General features: G+C 66.4%; 8 protein-coding genes. 7 read left to right on the top strand and 1 reads right to left on the bottom strand.

Going from position 1 to position 7,868, the window contains the following annotated elements; genetic code table 11:
- Nucleotides 1-476: 476 nt before the first annotated feature.
- On the top strand, nt 477-1,043 hold the full coding sequence (locus tag ACWGIG_RS34600; RefSeq protein WP_453325660.1) for a hypothetical protein: 567 nt from the start codon (nt 477-479) through the stop codon (nt 1,041-1,043).
- Nucleotides 1,044-1,077: 34 nt separating this feature from the next.
- Here ACWGIG_RS34600 and ACWGIG_RS34595 read toward each other — a convergent pair whose 3' ends face one another.
- A complete protein-coding gene (locus tag ACWGIG_RS34595; RefSeq protein ID WP_453325659.1) occupies nt 1,078-1,398 on the bottom strand; it encodes a ferredoxin in 321 nt (106 codons plus the stop codon).
- A 243-nt stretch (nt 1,399-1,641) separates the two neighbouring features.
- Between ACWGIG_RS34595 and arc the strand changes: the two genes are divergently transcribed.
- The 6 genes from arc to prcA all read left to right on the top strand — a co-directional run bounded on the left by arc (nt 1,642) and on the right by prcA (nt 7,837).
- Complete coding sequence (gene arc, locus ACWGIG_RS34590) at nt 1,642-3,408, top strand: proteasome ATPase (protein ID WP_453325658.1); 1,767 nt, start codon at nt 1,642-1,644, stop codon at nt 3,406-3,408.
- A gap of 316 nt (nt 3,409-3,724) precedes the next feature.
- On the top strand, nt 3,725-5,236 hold the full coding sequence (gene dop / locus ACWGIG_RS34585) for a depupylase/deamidase Dop (protein WP_398420089.1): 1,512 nt from the start codon (nt 3,725-3,727) through the stop codon (nt 5,234-5,236).
- A 143-nt stretch (nt 5,237-5,379) separates the two neighbouring features.
- Nucleotides 5,380-5,598 (top strand): ubiquitin-like protein Pup, encoded by a 219-nt coding sequence (locus ACWGIG_RS34580; protein ID WP_453325657.1) that lies wholly within the window; start codon nt 5,380-5,382, stop codon nt 5,596-5,598.
- 32 nt (nt 5,599-5,630) lie between these two features.
- The gene (locus tag ACWGIG_RS34575) at nt 5,631-6,218 is read left to right on the top strand and encodes an endonuclease VII domain-containing protein (protein ID WP_453325661.1); all 588 of its coding nucleotides are present in this window, start codon (nt 5,631-5,633) and stop codon (nt 6,216-6,218) included.
- Nucleotides 6,170-7,015 carry a proteasome subunit beta gene (gene prcB / locus ACWGIG_RS34570; protein WP_453325656.1) on the top strand — a complete coding sequence of 282 codons (846 nt, stop codon included), beginning with the start codon at nt 6,170-6,172 and terminating at the stop codon, nt 7,013-7,015. The genes ACWGIG_RS34575 and prcB overlap by 49 nt, the downstream gene beginning before the upstream one ends.
- Before the next feature lie 72 nt (nt 7,016-7,087).
- Nucleotides 7,088-7,837 (top strand): proteasome subunit alpha, encoded by a 750-nt coding sequence (gene prcA / locus ACWGIG_RS34565; protein ID WP_453325655.1) that lies wholly within the window; start codon nt 7,088-7,090, stop codon nt 7,835-7,837.
- Nucleotides 7,838-7,868: the final 31 nt, after the last annotated feature.

Here is a 7,868-nt window from a genome sequence, read left to right as displayed (position 1 = left end):
GAACCGCTCCCGTACACAGCCACTCCACGAGCCCTCCGTACGACGCCGCTGCCCGAGCCCTCGGTACGCAGTCACTCCGCGAGCCCTCCGTGTGCAGCCGCCGCACGAGCCCTCCGTACGAGGCCGCTGCACGAGCCCTCGGTACGCAGCCGCCGCACGAGCTCTCCGTACGCAGTCACTCCGCGAGCCCTCCGTGTGCAGCCGCCGCACGAGCCCTCCGTACGAGGCCGCTGCACGAGCTCTCCGTACGCAGTCACTCCGCGAGCCCTCCTCCGTACGCAGCCTCCGCGCGAGGCCTGCGCAGCCTCTCTGCCCGTGGCTGCCGTACGCAGCCTCCGCGCCAGGCCCCCGTACCAAGACTTTGCCCGCGGGCCCGCACCCCGGCGTTCCGCCCCGCCCGCCCCGTGTGGCACGATGCCAGCCTCCCTCCCGTCGCCGGCGCCCCTCCCGGCACAGCCCCACAGGAGACACCCCGCGTGCAGACCCCCGCGCTCCCGGACCTCGCACACACCCGGCCCCGCGCGGTGCACTGGCTGGCCACCGCCGCCGCCACGGCCGCTGTCGTCGCCCTGGCCGGACTGCTCCAGCCCGCGGCAGCCACCGCCCCCGAGACCGCGCCGCAGAACGCACCCGGCGGCCCGGCGGCCGTCCGCCCCGCCCCCGACGCGGCAGCCGCCACCTACCCCCTGACCTGCCGAGGCGGCAAACACACCGTCGTGAAGCACGCCTCCGGCGACCTCGACGGCGACAAGAGCCCCGAAACCGTCGCCGTCGTCCGCTGCGAGAGCGGATTCGGCACGCCCCCCAGCGGAATCTACGTACTCACCGCACCGCACCGCGTCGTCGCGACCCTCCTGGACCCCGCCGACCAGCAGAACGCCACCGACATCGAGGTGGCAGGCGGCACCGTCACCGCGACCCTCCTCGGCTACTCCTCCAAGACCGTCGCCCGCTGCTGCCCCGACACGAAGCAGAAGATCAAATGGCAGTGGCGGAACGGGAAGTTCACCCGCTCCGCCGCCACCGACGCCCGCGGCGTCTGAACCCCGGCCCGGGAAGGACCCGAACCGGAAGGAACTACTCCGCCTCCGGTCCGTACACCTCGACCCTGTCCGAAACGCGACGTACATGAATACAGTCGCCCGGGCACTCCTTCGCGGAGTCCACGACATCGTTCAGCAGGGTCAGCGGCACCGGCGTCGTGGCTCCAGGGGTCTGCAGCAGCTCGTCGTCACCGCTCTTCACATACGCGAGACCGTCGATGTCGAGCTCGAAGACCTCCGGCGCGTACTGCGCACAGATCCCGTCGCCGGTACAGAGGTCCTGGTCGATCCACACCTCAAGAGGGTCCCCGACCTGGGCACCGTCTGCGGTGGGAGCCTCGTCCTGCACGGTCATATCTCCTGCCGTTCCCTGCGCGGTATGCACCAATTGAAGCCAGCCCTGACGGGTGTTGAACACTTCGACGATACAACCGCCCGCTTTCCGATGTTGCTGGGTGGGTATCCCCTCGGTGTGAGGGAGTACGCAAGGGTGAAGATCAGACACTCCTCGATCCTGTTTGTGATCTAGGGGTTTCAACCAGCACCCACCCAGGTAGGGTCAGGAAGCGTCCAGCTCCCCTTGGAGGAGGTGAGGACCGTGGCAGCCCACGACGACGACATCAACCGCGGCATCCGGCCCGCGCGAGGGTCCGAGGACCCCGCCGGACAGGTTGCCTATCTAGAGCAGGAAATCGCCGTCCTGCGACGCAAGCTCGCCGACTCTCCGCGTCATACGAGGATTCTCGAAGAGCGGATCGTCGAGCTGCAGACCAACCTGGCAGGCGTGTCCGCCCAGAACGAGCGGCTCGCCAACACACTCCGCGAGGCCCGCGACCAGATCGTGGCCCTCAAGGAAGAAGTGGACCGGCTCGCACAGCCGCCGGCCGGCTTCGGTGTGTTCCTGGAGGCCAACGAGGACGGCACGGCCGACATCTTCACCGGGGGCCGCAAGCTCCGGGTGAACGTCAGCCCAGGCGTCGAGCTCGAAGAGCTCCGACGCGGTCAAGAAGTGATGCTCAACGAAGCACTCAACGTGGTCGAAGCCATGGAGTACGAGCGCGCCGGGGACATCGTCACCCTCAAGGAAATCCTTGAGGACGGCGAGCGCGCCCTGGTCACCGGGCACACCGACGAGGAACGGGTGGTCAGGCTCGCCGAGCCGCTGCTGGACGTCACCATCCGCCCCGGCGACGCCCTGCTGCTCGAACCCCGATCCGGCTACGTCTACGAAATCATCCCGAAGAGCGAGGTCGAGGAACTCGTCCTCGAAGAGGTCCCGGACGTCGACTACACAAAGATCGGCGGACTGGGCAACCAGATCGAGCTGATCCGCGACGCGGTCGAACTCCCCTACCTCTACCCCGACCTCTTCAAGGAGCACGAACTGCGGCCCCCGAAGGGCATCCTGCTCTACGGCCCGCCCGGCTGCGGCAAGACCCTCATCGCCAAGGCCGTCGCCAACTCCCTTGCCAAGAAGGTCGCCGAAGTCACCGGCCAGCCCCAGGGGAAGTCCTACTTCCTCAACATCAAGGGACCCGAACTCCTCAACAAGTACGTCGGCGAGACCGAGCGCCACATCCGCCTGGTCTTCCAGCGTGCCCGCGAGAAGGCGAGCGAAGGCACCCCCGTCATCGTCTTCTTCGACGAGATGGAGTCCCTCTTCCGCACCCGCGGATCCGGCGTCAGCTCGGACGTGGAGAACACCATCGTCCCCCAGCTGCTCGCCGAGATCGACGGCGTGGAAGGCCTGGAGAACGTCATCGTCATCGGCGCCTCCAACCGCGAAGACATGATCGACCCCGCGATCCTCCGACCCGGACGACTCGACGTCAAGATCAAGATCGAGCGCCCGGACGCGGAAGCGGCCAAGGACATCTTCGCGAAGTACCTCAAGGCAACCCTGCCACTGCACTCCGACGACCTCTCCGAGCACACCGGCTCCAAGGACGCCGCAGTACTCGGCATGATCCAGTCCGTCGTCGAGCAGATGTACGCGGAAACCGAGGAGAACCGCTTCCTGGAAGTCACGTACGCCAACGGCGACAAGGAAGTCCTCTACTTCAAGGACTTCAACTCCGGCGCGATGATCCAGAACATCGTCGACCGGGCCAAGAAGATGGCGATCAAGGCCTTCCTCGACCACAACCAGAAGGGCCTGCGGGTCGCGCACCTCCTCCAGGCCTGCGTGGACGAGTTCAAGGAGAACGAGGACCTGCCCAACACCACCAACCCCGACGACTGGGCCCGCATCTCCGGCAAGAAGGGCGAGCGGATCGTCTTCATCCGCACCCTCGTCACCGGAAAGCAGGGCGCAGACACCGGACGCTCCATCGACACGGTGGCCAACACCGGTCAGTACCTGTAGAACACAGCCCGGCTGCGGATACCTGCGGACAATCCGCCCGGTATCCGCAGCCGACTGCATTCCACCGGAGAGCAACCGGAGAGCAACCCGGACAGCACCGGCGACAGCGGGAAACCGCCGGAAACCACAGCACAACCGAGCCACAACACAGCAATGACGGCATTGATCTCCCCACCAGCGCAAAGGCGTTCTAGGCTCTTCCCTACCGCCACCGCCGGACGCACAGTGCGGGGACGGGCACCGCACACGCACCCGAAATCCAGCGGTACTTGAGCGCCGCCCCAGGACGGGGGCAGCGCCGGGCAAGGAGGGCCGCATGACCGTACGGCGAGTAATGGGCATCGAGACGGAATACGGAATCTCCGTCCCCGGGCACCCCAACGCCAATGCCATGCTCACCTCGTCCCAGATCGTCAACGCCTACGCGGCGGCGATGCACCGGGCGCGCCGCGCCCGCTGGGACTTCGAGGAAGAGAACCCGCTCAGGGACGCACGGGGCTTCGACCTCGCCCGCGAAGCAGCCGACTCCAGCCAGCTCACCGACGAGGACATCGGCCTGGCCAACGTCATCCTGACCAACGGCGCCAGGCTCTACGTCGACCACGCGCACCCCGAGTACAGCTCCCCGGAAATCACCAACCCCATGGACGCGGTCCTCTGGGACAAGGCCGGCGAACGCATCATGGCCGAAGCCGCAGAGCGAGCCGCCCAGCTCCCCGGCGCCCAGCCGATCCTGCTCTACAAGAACAACACCGACAACAAGGGCGCCTCCTACGGCACGCACGAGAACTACCTGATGAAGCGGGAGACCCCCTTCTCGGACATCGTGCGCCACCTCACCCCGTTCTTCGTCTCCCGCCAGGTCATCACCGGCGCCGGCCGCATCGGCATCGGCCAGGACGGACACGAACACGGCTTCCAGATCAGCCAGCGTGCCGACTACTTCGAAGTCGAGGTCGGCCTGGAAACCACCCTCAAGCGCCCCATCATCAACACCCGCGACGAACCCCACTCCGACGCCGAGAAGTACCGCCGGCTGCACGTGATCATCGGCGACGCGAACCTCTCCGAGATCTCGACGTACCTGAAGCTGGGCACGACCGCGCTGGTCCTCTCCATGATCGAGGACGGCTTCATCAACGTCGACCTCGCCGTCGACCAGCCGGTACGCACCCTGCACCAGGTCTCCCACGACCCCTCCCTGCAGCATCTGGTCACGCTGCGCAGCGGCCGGTCACTGACCGCCGTGCAACTGCAGATGGAGTACTTCGAGCTGGCCAGGAAGTACGTGGAGGAGCGGTACGGGGCCGACGCCGACGACCAGACCAAGGACGTCCTCACCCGGTGGGAGGACGTGCTGAACCGTCTGGAGAACGACCCGATGAGCCTGTCCGGGGAACTGGACTGGATCGCCAAGCGGGAGCTCCTGGAGGGCTACCGCCGCCGCGACAACCTCGAATGGGACGCGCCCAGGCTCCACCTGGTCGACCTCCAGTACGCGGACGTACGGCCCGACAAGGGGCTCTACAACCGACTGGCGGCCCGCGGGAAGATGAAGCGGCTGCTGGACGAGAGCGCGGTCGAGAGGGCCGAGACGAAGCCTCCGGAGGACACCAGGGCGTACTTCCGCGGACGCTGCCTGGAGCAGTACGCGGACGACGTCGCGGCGGCCTCCTGGGACTCGGTGATCTTCGACCTGCCGGGGCGGGACTCGCTCCAGCGGGTACCGACGCTGGAGCCGCTGCGGGGCACCAGGAACCACGTCAAGGAGCTGCTGGACCGCTGCCGCACGGCGGACGAACTGGTCCGGGTGCTGTCGGGCGGCTGATGCGCGGCAGCGCGGCTGAAATGCGCGGCAAGTGGGAATCAGAGAAGTACGGAGCGGATGTCGGACCCCGGTTATAGGGTCTGATCAAGGGTCCGGTAAGCGACCAGCAGCAAATGCATCCAACCGAGCGGGGTGAGGTAGAGATGGCGAGCAAGGACACCGGCGGCGGACAGCAGAAGGCGACGCGTTCCACCGAGGAGGCCGAAGAGCAGACTGCGGAGGCGCAGGGCTCGGAAGACCTCAAGGAACGACAGGAAAAGCTTTCGGACGACGTGGACTCTGTTCTCGACGAAATCGATGACGTACTCGAGGAAAATGCCGAGGAGTTCGTGCGCGGATTTGTTCAGAAAGGTGGGCAATAGCGGGCAAAACGGACAGATTTCACGGAGTGAATGTGAAGCATTGTCCGGGGTGCTCGAGGGCCTTGCCTGTGGAGTCCTTCGCGGCCGATCGCAATCGGAAGGACGGGCTTCAGGTTCGGTGCCGACAATGCGTTTCGGAATATGGTGCTCGACATTACCGGCGGCGTATGGAAGCGCAAGGTAAGAAGGTCCGTGAAAAGGTCGACGTTCCGCCCGGTTACAAGGAATGCCGCGGATGTGGCCAGGTCAAGCCGCATAGCGAATGGCATCGCAATGCCACCGCTTCGGACGGGTTGGCCACGCGGTGCAAACCGTGCCGGGCGGAACAGGGGCGCGCGGATCACCTCAAACGCTCCTACGGCCTCACCGAAGCCCAACGCGACGAAATGGTCGCCTCCCAAGCCGGTGTCTGCACGATCTGCCTGAAGGCTCCCGCCGTGCATGTGGATCACTGCCACGAGACGGGTAGGGTCCGAGGCGTACTGTGCTTCAACTGCAATGCGGCCATCGGCCAGTTGGGAGATGATCCCGACACCTTGCGTCGGGCCATCGCATACCTGGAGGGAAACGCGTGGAAGCCAACACTCGTAGCACCGGGCGTCTACCAGCTGCCTTCCTGACGCCCGGGTCGTCCTCGTTCATGGACTTCCTCGGTGAGCACTCGCCCGAGATGCTCCCCGGCAACCGGGTGCTGCCGCCCGTGGCGGGCGTCGTCGAAGCGCCGCACGGGACGACCATCGTGGCCGCCTCGTTCCCCGGCGGGGTCGTCCTCGCCGGCGACCGGCGCGCGACCATGGGGAACATGATCGCCCAGCGCGACATCGAGAAGGTCTTCCCGGCCGACGAGTACTCGGCGGTCGGGATCGCGGGCACGGCAGGTCTGGCCGTCGAGATGGTGAAGCTGTTCCAGCTGGAGCTGGAGCACTTCGAGAAGGTGGAAGGCGCCACGCTCTCGTTCGAGGGCAAGGCGAACCGCCTCTCGACGATGATCCGGTCGAATCTCGGAATGGCCATGCAGGGGCTGGCCGTGGTGCCGCTCTTCGCCGGTTACGACGTCGACCGCGAGAAGGGCCGGATCTTCTCGTACGACGTCACGGGCGGTCGCTCGGAAGAGCTCGGTTTCGCGGCCACCGGGTCGGGTTCCGTCTTCGCGCGCGGCTCGATGAAGAAGCTGTACCGGAAGGACCTGACGGAGCAGGAGACCACGACGTTGGTCATCCAGGCGCTCTACGACGCGGCCGACGACGATTCGGCGACCGGCGGGCCCGACATGGCGCGGCGCATCTATCCGATCGTCACCGTCATCTCGGAGGACGGTTTCCGGCGGTTGACGGACGAGGAGTCCGCCGAGCTGGCCCGGACGGTTCTGGCGAAGCGCCTGGAGCAGCCCGACGGTCCGCGGGCCGCGCTGCTCTGAGTTCCGTGTGAATTCCCGAGCTCCTGCGGCTCTTTGATGTTCTTGCCTCTGACAGAAAGGGACGGATAGCCGGTGTCGACGCCGTTCTATGTCTCACCCCAGCAGGCCATGGCCGACCGGGCGGAATACGCCCGGAAGGGCATCGCCCGTGGACGCAGCCTGGTTGTGCTGCAGTTTGCCGACGGCATTGTCTTCGTCGGCGAGAACCCGTCCCGTGCGCTGCACAAGTTCAGCGAGATCTACGACCGGATCGGCTTCGCGGCTGCCGGTAAGTACAACGAGTACGAGAATCTGCGGATCGGCGGCGTGAGGTATGCCGATCTGCGTGGGTACACCTACGACCGTGACGATGTGACGGCGCGTGGGCTGGCGAACGTGTATGCCCAGTCGCTCGGTTCGATCTTCTCCAGCAATGCGGAGAAGCCGTACGAGGTGGAGCTGGTGGTCGCCGAGGTCGGTGTGGAGCCGGAGGGCGACCAGATCTACCGGTTGCCGCACGACGGGTCGATCGTGGACGAGCACGGTTCGGTCGCGGTCGGTGGCAATGCCGAGCAGATCAGTACGTATCTGGATCAGCACCACCGTGACGACATGGGTCTGGCGGAGGCGCTGAAGCTTGCCGTGCAGGCGTTGTCGCGGGACACCAACGGTACGGAGCGGGAGATTCCGGCGGAGCGGCTCGAAGTGGCCGTGCTGGACCGTACGAGGCCGCAGCAGCGGAAGTTCAAGCGGATCGTGGGGCGGCAGTTGTCGCGTCTGCTGGAGGCCGACGGTGATGCGTCGGCGCCGACCGAGGTGCCTTCGGACACCGAGGAGGAGTAGGGCCGATCCCCCGAGCAGTGGTGTGTGGCCC

This window comes from Streptomyces sp. NPDC054863 (assembly GCF_053610825.1).
The sequence above is the reverse complement of the archived record's forward strand: the minus strand, read 5'-3'. Positions and strand labels throughout refer to the sequence as shown.